Origin of the sequence: Anditalea andensis (assembly GCF_000714815.1) — a bacterium.
GTDB lineage: Bacteria > Bacteroidota > Bacteroidia > Cytophagales > Cyclobacteriaceae > Anditalea > Anditalea andensis.
The window spans coordinates 774,640-790,511 of the sequence record NZ_JMIH01000014.1 but is presented as its reverse complement, the minus strand read 5'-3'; the positions used below and the strand labels follow the sequence as shown (position 1 = coordinate 790,511).

Sequence of the window (15,872 nt, the reverse complement as noted above, 5' to 3'; positions counted from 1 at the left end):
GGCCACTTTCCATGTGCAATTATAGGATTTAATTTTAAATGTCCAACTTTTTTTTCTTACGCATGGATTCGCCCTCCAAAGTTATCCTGTGTGAGGAGTATACGACCCTATCGAGTACTGCATCTGCGATGCTATTATCCCCTATTGTCGCATGCCATTGGGCCACCGGGATCTGGGAGGCTATGATGGTAGAGCTTTTCCCGTACCTGTCCTCCATTACGTCCATCAGGGCATGCCTGGCCTGGATGTCCATGGGTGCCAGGCCAAAGTCATCCAGGATCAATACCGGGGTTTTTTCCAGCTTTTTTAGCAGCTTGTGATAGGTGCCCTCCAGCTTTGCAAGCCTGACCGTGTCAAAAAACCTCGAGGTATTGTAATAGAGCGTTTTGTAACCGAACTGGCATGCCTTTACCCCGAGACTCTGGCAAAGATGGCTTTTACCGCACCCGGTGGCCCCTGTAACAATGATATTCTCCCGGTTGCGGATGAAGCCAAGCCCCAAAAGCCTTTCAAACACCGACCTGTCCAGATTACGTGTGGCATGGTAGTCGATATCAGTGGCGGCGGAGGCCTGCTTGAAACCGGCCTGGCGGATAAGGTTGTCAATTGTCCTGTTCTGCCTTTGTTCCCATTCGCTGTCGACCAAAAAGGTCAACAGCTCATCGGCAGAAAACTCTTTGTAAAGGTTTTCGGTGAGCCGTTTGTGGTAAAGTTCGGCCATGGCCCCCATGCGCATCTGTTTCATTTTTTCGATTGTGTTGTATTCGTTCATAGTGTATATGGATTGGTTTTTAATTTAATATATGTGGGTGAAAGGCGCTTAGCTGTAAATCCCCCTGATGTTTTTGTGATCAGGGGTCAGGTGGTCTTCGGGAAAGGGGATCTCCTCCATATCCATTTTGTTCTGCAGTACCCGTTCAAGGGTATGGTATGAGGCTTTTTCGAACCGCAGGGCCCTTTTACAGGCGCTTTCAATGCGTTCCGGTTCATAGCTTTTCAAAAAGGCAAGGATACCCTGGGCCTGCTTGTAGCCGATTTCAGGGTAGTCATACTGCCCGATCAGCCTGCCGATGTATTCCCCTGTGTGTGGGCCGATCTTACCGGCCCTGCGTTGAAAAAACTCGGGGCTCCACTCTTTGTAGTATTGGTGGCTGCTCGGCATGTGGTCGCCGACGGTGATGTAGTGGCCGGCTTTGAAGCTTCTTTTATGGAAAGCTATCCTTTCCTGCCGGTGGAAGATCTCCACTATGTCCCCGTTGTACTGCAGTTCCACGGACATACCGATATAGCGGTGGGGACAGCTATAATAGTTCTTGTCCTCACCAAAGTAGACGTGGGAGCTTTTCTGGACGGTGGCCTTTTTGTAGTTCCTGATACTGTAAATGCCCCTTGGCAGCGGTTGCAGGAACTCTTTCTCAATATCGATGAACTGACTCCTTCTGCTGCTCTCTCCGTGGCTGAACAGGTAATCGTTGAACTCTTCCAATCTGTCGGCAATGGCATTGTTGAGATCGGCCGGACTGAAAAAGGTATGTTTGCTTAAAGGATAGTATATCCGTTGATAGACAATGGTCACCGTCCGCTCTACAAGCGCCTTATCCTGAGCTGAATAAGGGCGTGTTGGATCCAGTGCACAGCCATAATGCTGCCCAAAATCGGCAAAGGTCTTGTTGAGTATGGGGGCATATTTTGAGCTTTTGGTTACCGCCGACTTCAGGTTGTCAGGTATTACCGCATATGGGACACCGCCTATCCAGCCGAGGCAATGGACAAGGCAGCTGATAAAATCTTCACGTTTTTGGCTGGCCACGGCCCTTATGTATGTGTATTGGCTACAGGGCAAAATACCCACAAAAACCTCTACTTCTATCTGCTCACCGGTCTCCCGGTTTACATAAAAGGGTTTCTTGCCGCAAAAGTCCACAAAAAGCTTCTCACCTGCCCGGTGGGTCAGTTTGCCGCTGACATGGTGGCGTTTGCTCCATTGCCTGTAATGCCAGGTAAACTGGCTGTATTTATAGCCCCCGGGGCATTTTTCGATATATTCATTCCAGAGTTCCTGAAGGGTGCAGCCGGGCTTTTTCATCTCTTTCTGGAAGTAAGGGAACTGTCCGGAAAGCTGTTCGTACCGCTCCTTTTCCTTCTGGCTGTTTTGGGTGAAAAGCTCCGCAAGGTCCTTTCCGTCAAGGGTAAGGAGCTTCCCATACCCCAACCCCAGTTCACTGAACCGCTTGATATACTCGTCTACGGTATTCCGGTTGATGCCCATAAGGGCGGCAATCTTACGGTTACTCAGGCCTTTTTGCTTGAATGTTATCAAACTTCTTAATTCCATGATATCTATTCTTTGTCCTGCCATATAGCTTGTTTTTGGTAAACTACAAGGCTAATAATTTTCATGGAAAGTGGCCCAATGACCTCCGTAATCAGCGACTGATTTTTGGCCCGTTGATTCCCGGAATGGCTGGCCCGGTATCAGCGTAAACACTGGCCCAGTGACGTCCGTTTTAGACAACCTTCAACAAGGTGTTTTATTTTCCATCATAATCTTTAATTGGTATCTCTATTAATATCATATATTTATTCCCTTACCGAAAATTTTTAGCGCCATTTTCTATTTCTGTTCTAGCTCATGAAACTATGATCTATGCAAAGATGGTGGCTGCTGTTCACATGCCAAGGGTATGCTACGCCCATCTAAAAAATTTGGGTTTTCCAGAGGAAGCCTTCCACAAATTTTATTTTATGGCCCTTGTCTTTTGTGTCCATGCACTCACCAGTTTCTTGGGCATAATCAAATTTCAACCTTAAACAAAAAAACACAATGGCAACGTTTGAAAAAAATTACATCGGAAAAGGAATCAAAGTAAAAGACCTCGATATCATCAGGGTATCCATTTCCAGAGAAACTCTAGAGGAAATAATCAAGAGCCACCTGGTGGATTATGAAGGTCACGAATTTATGGTCTTCGAAGTAGCGGCGCTCAAAGAAGCTGACCAATACGGCAAAACCCATACTGCCTACATCAGCAAAAAAGTCCCTGCACCAAAAGGATCAGGTAAAAAGAAAAAAGATCCTAAAAAGTAGATAAAAGCCCTTCGGGGCTTTTTTTATGCTTATACATTATTAAAGTGAAGACTAACAAATTTATGAAGCAAATCAACCCAAGTGATAAGGAATTGTCAGATGGTTTTTAAAATAATTTGGTGGCTGGTATAATCTTTCCAAAAAAGATATTATCCCATTTTGGTTAACTATTCTTTAAATTTATATGGGATACAACTCTCGGTACAAGGACCACATTTAAAATTCATTCCGATCCTTTTACCTGTTTCTCTCAAATCTGATTTATGCGTTGAATACCACCAGCATTTTGTGGCGTAGCATTCTTTTAAATCAAAATCTCCTTGAATTGCTTTGATAATTCCATTGGTATCTTTGCCTTCACAGAAATAATAAAAAATTCTCTCATCAATTTCCGTAGGAGGTCTAAATGAATCCCATTCTGCTTGGAGCTGCCTCAAAGCGTCTTCTTTATCTTTTTGTGTGAATGATTTCATTACAGACTTTAAATTACATTTTGAAGATACTTTATTATTATAAAACTAATCTAATTTTTTAAGGAAATATACTAGCACTAATCAATGACACAGCAAAGTTATGTGTCATTTTTCACATGCCTCCCAACTAATTATCTGAATTATTCCACGGAACTACGGCATAATAAGAGGGGAATGACTGAAGGTTTTTTATTCCGTTCCTCCTTGGGCTTAGTGAATAATAACACATGGGATAGGCTTATCATTAATTTTATCCTCCAGCACCAGGAGATGTAAAGTCGGTAAGCTTATCATGAAAAGATCAAATTTGTTATCTGAACCTTGTGAAGTTTTGTACAATACAGGAAGAGCCGGAATGGCAGATTATCACCTGTTGGCAGCCATTGGATGGAAATATCTGTGTAAATAAAGCCATAGAAATCCTTGCGACTGTATATTACAAGTTGAGTGAACTGGCAAAATGGGATCAGGAAAAGTGGTTAAGATTTAAAGGGGTTGGTATATCAAAAGCTACTGCTCTGGTCACTGCCTTTGAACTCGGAAAGAGAAGGATGTTTGAGCAGCCTAAAAAGAGATTTCGTATCACATCCTCTGCAGATGTATATGGATATATGAAACCTTACCTTTATGATGAGTCTGTTGAGCATCTTTATATCATACTTATCAATAGAAACAATCAAGTTCTAAAACTTCATAAGATGAGCACAGGAGGTACAGCGGGTACAGTAGTCGAGCCTAAGTTGATCTTCCAGAAAGCCATTGAATACCTGGCCAACGCTTTAATCCTGATCCATAATCACCCTTCAGGTAACCTTAAACCTTCGATCCAAGACAAAAATATAACCTGCCAATTAAAGGAAGCAGGTAAACACTTAGAAATACCAATTATGGATCTTATCATTTTCACAGATCAAGGTTATTTTATTTTTGTAGATTTGATGGGGTGAAGTGGACGACCGCTTTTTTTAATGGGTTAAGGAGAAATGATTGGACTCAATACCAAACTTTTCGTTATTTTATAAATTAGTCAATTCTTGTTATTTATATTTGTTAGAGATCATTACATTTATTAGATATCAATGCTTTTATAAATAAGTTTAAGATGAAAATAACTGTGTATATTTAATAAATAATCACGTGCATTATTTTAAATGGCATCTATAGTAATGTTTTAAACAGATGAACTTCAGCTAGTTGTATAGGGTTATGGATAAAATTTCAATTATTTTCATTTTGTTTTTTTTATTTGTGGTATCCAATGGGTTTTCACAAACTAGCTATTCATTTAAAATTGAAACCGGATTTTTAAATAGTCGGTATCATTATGTTGATATAGATCCGGGACCCAATTGGCAGGGATATTATTTAAATGGAGAAAATGGAATTGATTTAAATATTATCAATGGGATTAACTATAAGGATAAATTTTTGGTTGGGCTGGGTTTGGGCTATTTGAATTTTGAAGGAATAAATGGAATTTCTGTTTTTTCTGACTTTGAATACTTGCCCATTAAAACAAGAATTGGACCATTGATATACATGAAAGCAGGCTATAGTCACCTTTGGAATCAATATGAGAATGGAACAGGGGATGGATTAGTAGAAATTGGAGCTGGTTTAAATTTTCGTTTATCAAGCGATATACATATATATATTAAATCAGGCTTCATGATGACCCAGCAGTCTACGATAATACCATTTAGATTGGGTTTCAAATTATAACAAGTATTAGGATCACTTTAGAGCATATCATGCAGAGCCACCTGGTGGATTATGAAGGTCACGAATTTATGGTCTTCGAAGTAGCGGCGCTCAAAGAAGCTGACCAATACGGCAAAACCCATACTGCCTACATCGCAAAAAAGTCCCTGCACCTAAAGGATCAAGTAAAAATAAAAAAGATCCTAAAAAATAGATAAAAGCCCTTCGGGGCTTTTTTTCATGCCTTGAAAATATCTTAAGAGGGAATGAAGGGTCGGATAATGAACTCCTTTTTATATATAGATATATCTGTATATATGTGTATATATATATGTCTTTACACATATATAGAAATATACGTGTATCTCTATATACATATATATGAGATTGATAATGAAGTGAGTAAGCTGATAATATCTATTAGAAATTAACTGTGGATGGCTTTATTTTTGTTATTTTAGTAGAGTAATAGAAATTTAATCTCACTGCCATGCAAGTTTTAATAGTAGTCATACTTCTGATTTTGGGATGGATTCTTTCTGAAGTACAGAACCGTCACCTCACCAAACCTTTTTTAAGTAGGAGGGGGTTTGCCTTCGTAAGTTTTGCCTCTTTTTTCTTTTTTATGTTTGGGGCTTTTGTGTCTTTAAGAGTTTTATTTGAAAAATTATTTTAGAGACTTAATCTGAAATCAAATCCTGCAATCATTAGGGTATCAACTCCTATTAAGAATATAATCAAAAAAAAAGTACTTGACCATTTTTGAATAAATCGCCCCTGAAATCGCACCTGATATAAAAAAAATAACCATAATTATCTGGTTTACAGCTAATTGGTATTCTACAGTGCAGAGGAGGAGAGGACCGAGCGTTAAGAAAGGCTCCAGTGGAGCCTTTTAGAGAGGGGCCAGGCCGTGAGGGAGCCCCGACGACTCGAAATGCAAAAAGCCAAGTAGTATGCTTGGCTTTTAATTGCAGAAAAGGGATTGGCTGCGCCCATCCCTGATCCTGGGAATGAGGGAATGCACACCCAAATCCTCCTCACTTCGTTCGGTTGGGCTTTTTGCGTTTCACGGTCATCGGAGCGGAAAAGCTCCATTCCCTGAAATAATATTTTTTTATCGGGAGGAGGGATTGGCTGCGCCCATCCCTGATCCTGGGAATGAGGGAATGCACAAACAAAGCCTCCTCACTGCGTTCGGTAGGGCTTTTTGCGTTTCACGGTCATCGGAGCGGAAAAGCTCCATTCTCTGAAATAATATTTTTTTATCGGGAGGAGGGATTGGCTGCGCCCATCCCTGATCCTGGGAATGAGGGGATGCACACCCAAATCCTCCTCACTGCGTTCGGTAGGGCTTTTTGCGTTTCACGGTCATCGGAGCGGAAATGCGCTCCATTCCCTGAAATAATATTTTTTTATCGGGAGGAGGGATTGGCTGCGCCCATCCCTGATCCTGGGAATGAGGGAATGCACAACCAAAGCCTCCTCACTGCGTTCGGTTGGGCTTTTTGCATTTTCCGGTCATTGGAGCGGAAATGCTCCATTCCCTGAAAACGCAAAAAGCCCGGCGCAATGCGCCAGGCTTTGGTTGTGCAGAGGAGGAGAGGACCGAGCGTTAAGAAAGGCTCCGGGGGAGCCTTTTAGCGAGGGGCCAGGCTGTGGGGGAGCCCCGACGACTCGAAATGCAAAAAGCCAAGCAGAATGCTTGGCTTTTAAATGCAGAGGAGGAGGGATTCGAACCCCCGGTACCTCACGGTACAACGGTTTTCAAGACCGCCGCGATCGACCACTCTGCCACTCCTCTAGGTCTTTTCCGCGTTATAAGACTTTGTTTGTCTTACGGATGGCAAAGGTAAGGGATTGTTTTAAATTTACAATTATTCCTGCCGTAAAAAATTAATGAATATTGATAACTTTCTGATTTAGCGGTCCATAAATTTGGTGACAGGCTTCTTTTCAGCTACTTTGTCCAAGGCCACATTTACTTCAAAGCCTATCAATATAATAATACTGGTAATTAATAGCCACAGCATCACCGCGATCATGGTACCTATAGAGCCATATAATCTGTTATAGGTAGCAAAGTTGTTCAGATAAAAAGAAAACAAATAAAATCCGGCCGTGATGAGCAGTGATGAGGTGATGGACCCCGTGCTGAAAAACCGCCACCGGTCATGCACCGCCGGAGCAAAGCGGAAAATAAAGGAGGTGGCCATCATAAATAGGAACAATAATACCAAGAACCTCAAAAAGGCAACTAAATAATAGGCAAATGCATCGGTAACGATCCCCTGATCTATCAAAAGATCTAGTAATTGGCTCCCAAATATCATTACTAGGGCGGCCGCACAGAGATCCAACACCAGTACCAATACTACTGATATAGCAATGGCTCGGGTAGTAAAAAAACCCCTGTTTTCTCTGGTCCTATAGCAGGCATTGAATGCATTCATCATGGACACTACTCCGTTGGTAGAGAGAAACAGGGCCAGAAAAAAACCAAAAGACAGCAGCCCCTGTCTAGGGCGGCTGACGATATCCATGATCGTGCTTTCTGCTTCCAGATAAATGGTGGAGGGTATGATCTCCTGGATAAAACCAAGTATGTTTATAGTGGATACATCTGGAAAGAAAAACTGGATATAAGGGATGATGTTCAAGAGAAACAGCATGAGCGGAAACATGGCTACCGTAAAGTTGAAGGCTACCGCTGAAGCCCTCTCCACGATTTCATCCTTTTGGAGCTGGGTAATGAATACCTTGCCTACATCATATAAGTTTTGGTCTGGATTACCAAAGTGAACGGAACGAAGCTTCTGGGCCTGCTTGTCAAAACTGCTGATATATCCTTTGATCCGTGTTTTCACTGTTAATTTTTTATCCCAAAATTAGTCCTGGAAGTAAGGTTGTAATAAAGCTAATAAATCCTTGGGAGGCCTGCACGGTTTATGGCTGTCTTTTTTGACAAAGGTCAAAAGGGTGTGGCCCTCATTGATGATTTCACCGGCTTCGTTCAATATGGTACAATCAAACCTTATGCGTACCCCAGGCATTTCCCGAACAGTCACCTGTATGGTCAGCAGCTCATCATACCTTCCTGGTTTGAAATATTTACTGTAGTTTTCCAAAGCTGGCATCATGATACCATCCTCTTCCATTTTTTTATAAGAAAAACCGATGTTTCTCATGGCTTCCACTCTTCCTACTTCGTAATAAGCCGCATAATTTCCATAGTAGACATATCCCATCTGGTCCGTCTCGGCATACCTTACCCTTACCTGTGTTGCTGTTTTAAACATATCTTCAATAGTTAGCCTGGTTCAGTGCCTGCTGATACCTTCGCGCATTACGGAGGTGTTCATCATAATTTACGGCAAAGGCATGGTACCCTGAAAAATCCTCTTTGGCACAGAAGTACATATAATTATGGTCCTCGTATTTGAGCACCGCATCGATGGCGCTTATATCAGGGAGATTGATCGGACCGGGAGGAAGTCCTGCGTTTTTATAGGTGTTATACGGACTGTCTATTTCCTTATGAACGTTTAGCACCCGCTTTAATCCAAAATCCTGATGGGCAAAAACCAAAGTTGGATCTGCCTGTAGGGCCATACCCAGATTTAACCGGTTGAGGTAAACCCCTGCCACCCGGGGCCGCTCGTCCGCCTTTTGGGTTTCTGCCTGTACTATGGACGCCAGAGTGGATACTTCCTTGCGGTTAAGATTTAAATTTGCCAGCCTTTGGGTCCTTTCCTCATTCCAAAATTTTTCGTATTCCTTATGCATACGGTCAAACAGCCCCTCGGCAGTCACATTCCACCAGACTTCGTAAGTATTTGGGATAAACATACTCATGACCGTTTCAGGCTCAAACTCGAATTTTTTGACATACGTGGTGTCCGTCAGCAAAGCATAAAAATCTTCAGTGCTCATTTCAAGGTTCCGGGTGATTTTTTCAGCCAGCTCTTCTTTGGTTCTGATGTTATTGAAAGTAAGCTTTACAGGAGACTGTCTGCCGGACATAAGTAATTTTACAAGATCGTGGTTGTTCATTTTGGGTTCGACCTTGTATAATCCCGGTTTTATGTCTTCCTGATAACCGCTTACTTTGGCTACAAAACTGAATGTTAAGATGTCATTTAAGATATCGTTCTGTAACAGACTATCAGTGACCTGACGGAATGTTGCATTTCGTGGTATTTGTACATATGCCGGTTCGTCTTTATCTATCAGGGCATTTGGGCTGAAAAAACCCTGATAGAAATAGAATGAGAGGGTGATTGCCAGTATCGTAAAGGCAATGACCGCGACTATATATCTTTTAGTTTTTTTATCGTTCATTATATTTTTAACGGTATGACTTCGGTTTGTTTTCCAAAAGTAGGCAATTTTAATGAATCTGCTTTCTGCTCTCCAGCCAATAGGTGGAATCTTACGTACCCTTTAATATAGATGAGCTATAAAAAGTTTAATGACAAAATGATTTTTTTATAATTGTTTAATGGGATCAATGGTAGGAGGGACATCCTCATTTGAGCATCAATTGTTATTTTGTACTGTACGATGCTCCTCCTCTGCCTGTATATGGGGTTCTTGTCCATAATATACCAGCTCTTGGCTTACGCTCAAAATAATGAAATCCTAAAAACGTAAAGGGAGGAATCTATGGAACTATAGTGACCAAAGGCTTTTGCTAATGCTGATTTAGTGAGTTTGAGCCTATGATATAGTGTCCAGGCCATATATGCGTACGTTTTTTGCTTATATTTATGCTGTTCTTTTTTTTATCGAAAAAACCTGACCTATTATGCCTGCAGAATTTATTAAACTTTACCCCGAAAATCCAGATCCCAGAAGGATTCAACATATCGTAGATGTCTTACGGGACGGCGGGATAATCATATATCCTACCGATACCGTATATGGGATCGGATGCGATATATTTAACCAGAAGGCGATACAGCGAATCTGCCAGATCAAAGGGGTAAAGCCAAAAGACCAAAACTTTTCTTTTATATGCTATGATCTTAGTGATATTTCTGACTATACCAGGACGGTCAGTACACCAGTGTTCAAATTAATGAAAAAAGCACTTCCGGGACCGTTTACATTTATTCTTAATGCCAACAATAATGTCCCAAAACTGCTGAACAGTAAAAAGAAAACAGTCGGTATCAGGGTGCCTGACCATTCTATTCCCCGTATATTGGTTAAAGAACTGGGAGGTCCTATCGTGACCACCTCCATCCGCGATGAAGATGACGTGATCGAGTACAGCACGGATCCCGAACTGATTTATGAAAAATACAGGGATATGGTAGACGTAGTCATAGATGGTGGTTATGGCAATAATATTGGTTCTACCATTTTGGATTGTACGGGGGAGGAAATTGTGATCGTAAGAGAAGGTTTGGGAAATGTGGACGACATAGTTTAATAATGGAAGGAGCCAGGCACCAAAGATTGGTTTGATAGAATGTAGGGTCACTGACGATGATAGGAATATAAGTGTAATTTCATGAAAACTTTCTAATGGGACAGGGAGATAGGTTTAAGTTGGGTATAGGCAGCACATATGCCTTATCATATGCTTATTAGGTATAATTACATCTTTTTCGAAAAGGCCTTCATAACTGAAAGTATAGCATAAATGGATAATGAAAATGTCTGATAGTGAGAATGATGTTAAATTGAAAAAAATTGGGGTGGATTTGTTATATTTACCTCCGATAGAATTTTTTGTGGCGATTGATGGGTATGATACCCTGATCATTGAAAATCAGGACCACTATCAGAAACAGACGTACCGGAACAGGGCCTCGATATTGATGGCAAATAAGGTGGGTGATTTGAGTATTCCAGTACGGGGAGGGAACAGGAAAGTCTTTTATAAGGATATATTGATTGACGAGGACCAGAATTGGAAGAAATTACACCTTAGGGGAATACAGAGTGCCTATGGGAAAGCCCCTTTTTTCGAATATGTTTTCCCTGATTTGGAAGCCATCATAAGCGGACATTCAGACTACTTATTTGAGCTTAATTTAAAACTACTGACATATTGTCTCAAGTTTTTGCGTGTACCTGTCAATTTGGAATTGACTGATGTGTATAAGGAAAAAATTGAAATCAAAGATATTCGTGGGAAAATACATCCCAAGACGTCTTTTGATCGTAGAAATATCTATTATCCATCAGAATACATGCAATTGTTTGGCTTAGACTTTGTTCCTAACCTTAGCATCATCGATTTGATGTTTTGTGAAGGGCCTAATGCAAGAAAGATAATTGCTTCCTCTAATAAAAAGTTATTGAACAATACGAGGTAGGATTGTGTTTTTACAGCAAAATCCATTACATTAAACGAAAGAACGACAATATTTAAGAAATCAAATAAATGGAAGCAAAATTTTCAAATAGAGTTAAAGAGGTGATCTCTCTCAGCCGTGAGGAAGCTTTGCGGTTAGGGCATGATTACATCGGTACAGAACACCTCTTACTCGGAATGATTCGAGAAGGTGAAGGTGTTGCTGTTTCCATATTAAAGAAGTTGGGTGTTCCGTTAGAAGATTTACGTAACGCCATAGAGCGGGCCGTAAAAGGTACAGCCAACCACAATGTAAAAAACCTGGCCAACATTCCACTTACCAGGCAATCAGAAAAAGTATTAAAGATCACTTATCTGGAAGCAAAAATCTTCAAGAGTCAACTAATAGGCACAGAGCACCTTCTGCTGTCCATATTAAGAGACGAAGATAATATAGCTACCCAGATACTTCAAAAATTTGATACCAATTATGATGCAGTAAAGGAAATGCTGGAATATCAGACGGATCAGAATCCAAGATCAAGGGCTGAAGCTGATGATCCGGATGAGGACAGCAGCAAGCTGTTTGGTTCTTCTAGCAGCTCCACGAGCTCTTCTAAAGGCAGTGCAGAAAAATCCCGAACGCCTGTTTTGGATAATTTCGGACGTGACCTTACCCGGATGGGGGAAGATGATAAACTTGACCCTATCATAGGCAGGGAAAAGGAGATCGAACGTGTAGCCCAGATTCTATCCAGAAGAAAGAAAAATAATCCTATACTGATCGGTGAGCCCGGAGTAGGTAAAACAGCCATCGCTGAAGGACTGGCTTTAAGAATCATCCAGAAAAAAGTATCCCGTGTGCTGTTTAACAAGCGTGTGGTAACTTTGGATCTAGCCTCTTTGGTAGCAGGAACAAAATATAGGGGTCAGTTTGAAGAGCGGATGAAAGCCGTCATGAACGAGCTGGAGAAATCACCAAACGTTATCCTATTCATAGATGAGCTACATACCATAGTAGGAGCTGGAGGGGCCAGCGGTTCGCTGGATGCTTCCAATATGTTCAAACCTGCATTGGCAAGGGGTGAAATCCAATGTATTGGTGCCACTACCTTGGATGAGTACCGTCAGTATATAGAAAAAGACGGTGCATTGGCCAGAAGATTTCAGATGGTGATGGTGGATGCCACCTCCCCAGAAGAAACAGTACAGATCCTAGAAAACATCAAGGATAAGTATGAGGATCACCATAATGTGAATTATACCAAAGAAGCCATAGAAGCCTGTGTGCATCTGTCAGATAGGTATATATCAGATAGATTCTTACCGGATAAAGCCATCGATATCTTAGATGAAGCGGGAGCCCGTGTCCATATCAATAATATCCACGTGCCTGATGACATCATCAAGTTAGAGGAAGAGGTAGAAGAGATCAAGGTTGAAAAAAACAAGGTCGTAAAAAGCCAAAAATATGAAGAGGCGGCTCAGCTAAGGGATCGGGAAAAGAAACTTTTGGAACAGCTCGAAAGTGCCAAGGCCAGATGGGAGGAAGAAAGCAAGACCAAACGCTATACCGTCGAGGAAGATAATGTAGCCGAGGTGATAGCCATGATGACCGGGATTCCTGCTAAGCGGATAGCACAAAATGAAGGTGCGAAGCTGCTTAATATGAACCAGGTATTGAAAGGTAGGGTAGTGGGCCAGGATGAGGCTATCAAAAAGCTTACTAAGGCCATACAAAGAACCAGGGTAGGTCTAAAGGATCCTAAAAAACCAATAGGAAGTTTCATATTCCTAGGACCAACAGGGGTAGGTAAAACAGAGTTGGCAAAAATGCTGGCTACCTATCTTTTTGATAAAGATGAAGCTTTGATCAGAATAGATATGTCTGAATACATGGAGAAATTCAGCGTATCGAGACTGGTAGGAGCCCCTCCAGGTTATGTAGGATATGAAGAGGGTGGCCAGCTTACAGAAAAAGTAAGAAGGAAGCCTTATAGTGTGGTGCTACTGGATGAGATAGAAAAAGCACATCCGGATGTATTCAATCTCCTGCTTCAGGTACTGGATGACGGTATTTTGACAGACGGATTGGGCAGACGTGTGGATTTCAGGAATACCATCATCATCATGACTTCCAATATTGGGGTGAGAGACCTGAAGGATTTTGGATCGGGGATCGGATTTGCTTCTAAAGCCAAGATAGAGAACCAGGATGATGTAATGAAATCTACTATCCAGAGTGCATTGAAAAAAGCATTCAGTCCTGAATTTCTTAACAGGTTGGATGATGTGGTGGTATTTAATTCACTTACAAAGGAAAACATCCATGAGATCATTGATATCAGCCTTGCCAAACTGTTCAAGAGGATTACAGATCTTGGATACAAGATAGAATTGACGGACAGGGCAAAAGATTTTCTATCAGAAAAGGGATATGATCAGCAGTATGGAGCAAGGCCACTCAACAGGGCCATTCAAAAATATCTTGAAGATGCCATAGCTGAAGAGATCCTAAAAGGAGAATTGGTAAGTGGAGATGTTATTATAGCAGATTATCCTGGAGAAGGGGATGCGCTTAGCATTACGGTTACCAAAAAAGAAAATGCAGATAAATAAGCAATCAAGTCTTTAATACCTAAAAAAAAGCCAGACATTTACCTGGCTTTTTTTGTTTTCTTCAAACGCTGTTTGAAAACGGATTACCTTATGTTATGATCATGTCCATACATAATATGTTGTTTATTTGGGGTCAGGAATCTGAGTGCATGATTATGGCTGTACCTTCAATACTCATACATCCAAACGTCATGTTAAAGGAATCAGAAGTTATATAGCAAAATCATGAATAATTTTTCACTTAAAATGATCTTAACAATTTTATAATCCTGAATAGGGTTTATTAGCTCCAGTTCATTGATCCAATACTAATGGATTAATAGAGTTTTATCCTTCCAATGGTACTTTAGGTAGAGATGGTGGGCAACCAAGACCTATCACTGATATAGCTGGGGGTGTAGGTGAGAATAATCCTATGTTCGTAAATTATCAGCTAGGATCAGGTTTCAATATTGAAGCCGCTAGAGAAGGTAGTTCTACAGCACCTATGGGTGAAGCAGATTTCAGACTAAGTCCAGGTTCTCCTGCATTAACTGGTGGAAACGCTAATTTCGAACCAAGATTTGCTTCATATGAAGTGAATGGAAAATCATACCTTACGCCTAGACCTGCTGCTCATTTTGGAGCATTCGGTCAAGGTAATTAATCATACTTTAAGGATTCCTCGAAAAGGGAATCCTTTTTACTTACTTCCTTATGTCCATTTTTAAATATCGGTATTTACTGCTGCTTTTGTTTTCCTGCTCTTCAAATGAAGAAAATCCTATGGACCAACGGCACACCCATATTCCATTTGAATCCACCTATCAGGAGAGCGATTTAATTTTTGCCGATCAGTTTATCTCAGAAGGAGAAAGCAAAGGCGCTTCTACACTATTAGAAGCTTCGGGACTTGTCTACAGCAGAAAAAATCCAGGCTATCTATGGTCGCATCAAGATAAAGGGAATGACAGCCGTTTGTTTTTATTGGATAGTAAAACAGGTAAGACAGTCGCTTCTTATAGAATAGCGGGTATAATAAACCGGGATTGGGAAGATATAGAAATAGGTCCAGGACCTGAAGCGGGGGTAAACTATATATATCTGGGTGATGTAGGAGATAATGATCAGGTATATCAAGAATATACTATATACAGGTTTAAAGAACCACTTTTTGAAGAGACACATAGAGGAAAAATTACTGACCTTTCTATGGATTTTGACAAGATCATTTTTAATTATCCAGACAAAAGTCATGATGTGGAAGCTTTAATGGTAGATCCTGGAACTAAAGATATCTATTTGGCTACCAAAAGGGATTTTTGGTCCATGCTTTTTGTCGCTCCATATCCTCAGCCTATAGATCAGAGATTTACTGTGTTGCATGCCGGAAATTTTTCTTTTAGAAGGGCGCTTGCGGGAAATGTGTCCCAAAATGGGGAGCATGTTCTTATCAAAAACGATGACAGAATTTTTTACTGGGAAAGAGAAAAGAATGAGAATTTTACAGAGATGTTATCAAGAGCACCAAAGTTGGCGCCTTATAATCCGGTAGAAGCACAGGGGGAGGCCATCTGTTTTGACCCTTTGGGAGGATATTATACTTTAAGTGAATTCAGTAATGGAATAATTCCTGAATTATATCATTATAAGAAGAAATAACTTTTATTTTGGTTTTTGTATTGATCTATATGAAATGGCACCA

The 15,872-nt window shown here is 40.9% G+C and carries 17 protein-coding genes and 1 tRNA gene; 11 read left to right on the top strand and 7 right to left on the bottom strand.

All coding sequences use genetic code 11. The features are described from left to right. Positions 1–34: 34 nt before the first annotated feature. Positions 35–772 carry an IS21-like element helper ATPase IstB gene (gene istB, locus EL17_RS07080; RefSeq protein WP_035071854.1) on the bottom strand — a complete coding sequence of 246 codons (738 nt, stop codon included), beginning with the start codon at positions 770–772 and terminating at the stop codon, positions 35–37. Positions 773–820: 48 nt separating this feature from the next. Next, positions 821–2,359 carry an IS21 family transposase gene (gene istA, locus EL17_RS07075; RefSeq protein WP_035071853.1) on the bottom strand — a complete coding sequence of 513 codons (1,539 nt, stop codon included), beginning with the start codon at positions 2,357–2,359 and terminating at the stop codon, positions 821–823. A 465-nt stretch (positions 2,360–2,824) separates the two neighbouring features. Here istA and EL17_RS07070 point away from each other — a divergent pair, with 465 nt between their 5' ends. Then, a complete protein-coding gene (locus EL17_RS07070; RefSeq protein WP_035071850.1) occupies positions 2,825–3,088 on the top strand; it encodes a hypothetical protein in 264 nt (87 codons plus the stop codon). A gap of 167 nt (positions 3,089–3,255) precedes the next feature. Here the strand turns inward: EL17_RS07070 and EL17_RS07065 are convergent, their stop codons facing one another. Next, complete coding sequence (locus EL17_RS07065) at positions 3,256–3,561, bottom strand: hypothetical protein (RefSeq protein ID WP_035071847.1); 306 nt, start codon at positions 3,559–3,561, stop codon at positions 3,256–3,258. Positions 3,562–3,884: 323 nt separating this feature from the next. Between EL17_RS07065 and EL17_RS07060 the strand changes: the two genes are divergently transcribed. The 5 genes from EL17_RS07060 (at position 3,885) to EL17_RS07040 (ending at position 6,813) form a co-directional block, all read left to right on the top strand. Then, complete coding sequence (locus EL17_RS07060) at positions 3,885–4,508, top strand: JAB domain-containing protein (protein ID WP_051719840.1); 624 nt, start codon at positions 3,885–3,887, stop codon at positions 4,506–4,508. Between the two features lie 259 nt (positions 4,509–4,767). Continuing rightward, entirely contained in the window at positions 4,768–5,283 is a 516-nt protein-coding gene (locus tag EL17_RS07055) for a hypothetical protein (RefSeq protein ID WP_035071844.1), read from the top strand. A 29-nt stretch (positions 5,284–5,312) separates the two neighbouring features. Beyond that, positions 5,313–5,480 (top strand): hypothetical protein, encoded by a 168-nt coding sequence (locus EL17_RS23435; RefSeq protein WP_164674972.1) that lies wholly within the window; start codon positions 5,313–5,315, stop codon positions 5,478–5,480. A gap of 272 nt (positions 5,481–5,752) precedes the next feature. Then, positions 5,753–5,938, top strand: coding sequence for a hypothetical protein (locus EL17_RS07045; protein WP_035071841.1), 186 nt, complete (start codon positions 5,753–5,755; stop codon positions 5,936–5,938). A gap of 485 nt (positions 5,939–6,423) precedes the next feature. Further along, a complete protein-coding gene (locus EL17_RS07040; RefSeq protein WP_035071838.1) occupies positions 6,424–6,813 on the top strand; it encodes a hypothetical protein in 390 nt (129 codons plus the stop codon). Positions 6,814–6,981: 168 nt separating this feature from the next. On the opposite strand, the gene EL17_RS07035 is transcribed toward EL17_RS07040, so the two are convergent. The 4 genes from EL17_RS07035 to mltG all read right to left on the bottom strand — a co-directional run bounded on the left by EL17_RS07035 (position 6,982) and on the right by mltG (position 9,606). Beyond that, positions 6,982–7,066 (bottom strand) — tRNA-Ser (locus tag EL17_RS07035). Between the two features lie 118 nt (positions 7,067–7,184). Beyond that, positions 7,185–8,129 carry a YihY/virulence factor BrkB family protein gene (locus tag EL17_RS07030; protein ID WP_035071835.1) on the bottom strand — a complete coding sequence of 315 codons (945 nt, stop codon included), beginning with the start codon at positions 8,127–8,129 and terminating at the stop codon, positions 7,185–7,187. A 21-nt stretch (positions 8,130–8,150) separates the two neighbouring features. Next, positions 8,151–8,561 (bottom strand): acyl-CoA thioesterase, encoded by a 411-nt coding sequence (locus EL17_RS07025; protein ID WP_035071832.1) that lies wholly within the window; start codon positions 8,559–8,561, stop codon positions 8,151–8,153. Between the two features lie 4 nt (positions 8,562–8,565). Further along, the gene (gene mltG / locus EL17_RS07020; RefSeq protein ID WP_164674999.1) at positions 8,566–9,606 is read right to left on the bottom strand and encodes an endolytic transglycosylase MltG; all 1,041 of its coding nucleotides are present in this window, start codon (positions 9,604–9,606) and stop codon (positions 8,566–8,568) included. Between the two features lie 463 nt (positions 9,607–10,069). Between mltG and EL17_RS07015 the strand changes: the two genes are divergently transcribed. The 5 genes from EL17_RS07015 (at position 10,070) to EL17_RS06995 (ending at position 15,829) form a co-directional block, all read left to right on the top strand. Continuing rightward, positions 10,070–10,699, top strand: a complete 630-nt coding sequence (locus tag EL17_RS07015; RefSeq protein WP_035071826.1) for an L-threonylcarbamoyladenylate synthase — start codon at positions 10,070–10,072, stop codon at positions 10,697–10,699. A gap of 226 nt (positions 10,700–10,925) precedes the next feature. Beyond that, a complete protein-coding gene (locus EL17_RS07010) occupies positions 10,926–11,591 on the top strand; it encodes a WbqC family protein (protein ID WP_051719864.1) in 666 nt (221 codons plus the stop codon). A 68-nt stretch (positions 11,592–11,659) separates the two neighbouring features. Further along, the gene (locus EL17_RS07005; protein ID WP_035071825.1) at positions 11,660–14,188 is read left to right on the top strand and encodes an ATP-dependent Clp protease ATP-binding subunit; all 2,529 of its coding nucleotides are present in this window, start codon (positions 11,660–11,662) and stop codon (positions 14,186–14,188) included. A 415-nt stretch (positions 14,189–14,603) separates the two neighbouring features. Further along, the gene (locus EL17_RS07000) at positions 14,604–14,834 is read left to right on the top strand and encodes a hypothetical protein (protein WP_035071821.1); all 231 of its coding nucleotides are present in this window, start codon (positions 14,604–14,606) and stop codon (positions 14,832–14,834) included. A gap of 50 nt (positions 14,835–14,884) precedes the next feature. Continuing rightward, positions 14,885–15,829 (top strand): hypothetical protein, encoded by a 945-nt coding sequence (locus EL17_RS06995; protein WP_035071818.1) that lies wholly within the window; start codon positions 14,885–14,887, stop codon positions 15,827–15,829. Positions 15,830–15,872 lie beyond the last annotated feature (43 nt).

Excerpts from the sequence above, each read along its gene's own strand:
- istB (WP_035071854.1), bottom strand. The coding sequence starts at position 772 with ATGAACGAATACAACACAATCGAAAAAATGAAACAGATGCGCATGGGG.
- istA (WP_035071853.1), bottom strand. The coding sequence starts at position 2,359 with ATGGCAGGACAAAGAATAGATATCATGGAATTAAGAAGTTTGATAACA.
- EL17_RS07070 (WP_035071850.1), top strand. The coding sequence starts at position 2,825 with ATGGCAACGTTTGAAAAAAATTACATCGGAAAAGGAATCAAAGTAAAA.
- EL17_RS07065 (WP_035071847.1), bottom strand. The coding sequence starts at position 3,561 with ATGAAATCATTCACACAAAAAGATAAAGAAGACGCTTTGAGGCAGCTC.
- EL17_RS07055 (WP_035071844.1), top strand. The coding sequence starts at position 4,768 with ATGGATAAAATTTCAATTATTTTCATTTTGTTTTTTTTATTTGTGGTA.
- EL17_RS23435 (WP_164674972.1), top strand. The coding sequence starts at position 5,313 with ATGCAGAGCCACCTGGTGGATTATGAAGGTCACGAATTTATGGTCTTC.
- EL17_RS07045 (WP_035071841.1), top strand. The coding sequence starts at position 5,753 with ATGCAAGTTTTAATAGTAGTCATACTTCTGATTTTGGGATGGATTCTT.
- EL17_RS07040 (WP_035071838.1), top strand. The coding sequence starts at position 6,424 with ATGAGGGAATGCACAAACAAAGCCTCCTCACTGCGTTCGGTAGGGCTT.
- EL17_RS07025 (WP_035071832.1), bottom strand. The coding sequence starts at position 8,561 with ATGTTTAAAACAGCAACACAGGTAAGGGTAAGGTATGCCGAGACGGAC.
- EL17_RS07015 (WP_035071826.1), top strand. The coding sequence starts at position 10,070 with ATGCCTGCAGAATTTATTAAACTTTACCCCGAAAATCCAGATCCCAGA.
- EL17_RS07010 (WP_051719864.1), top strand. The coding sequence starts at position 10,926 with ATGTCTGATAGTGAGAATGATGTTAAATTGAAAAAAATTGGGGTGGAT.
- EL17_RS07005 (WP_035071825.1), top strand. The coding sequence starts at position 11,660 with ATGGAAGCAAAATTTTCAAATAGAGTTAAAGAGGTGATCTCTCTCAGC.
- EL17_RS07000 (WP_035071821.1), top strand. The coding sequence starts at position 14,604 with ATGTTCGTAAATTATCAGCTAGGATCAGGTTTCAATATTGAAGCCGCT.
- EL17_RS06995 (WP_035071818.1), top strand. The coding sequence starts at position 14,885 with ATGTCCATTTTTAAATATCGGTATTTACTGCTGCTTTTGTTTTCCTGC.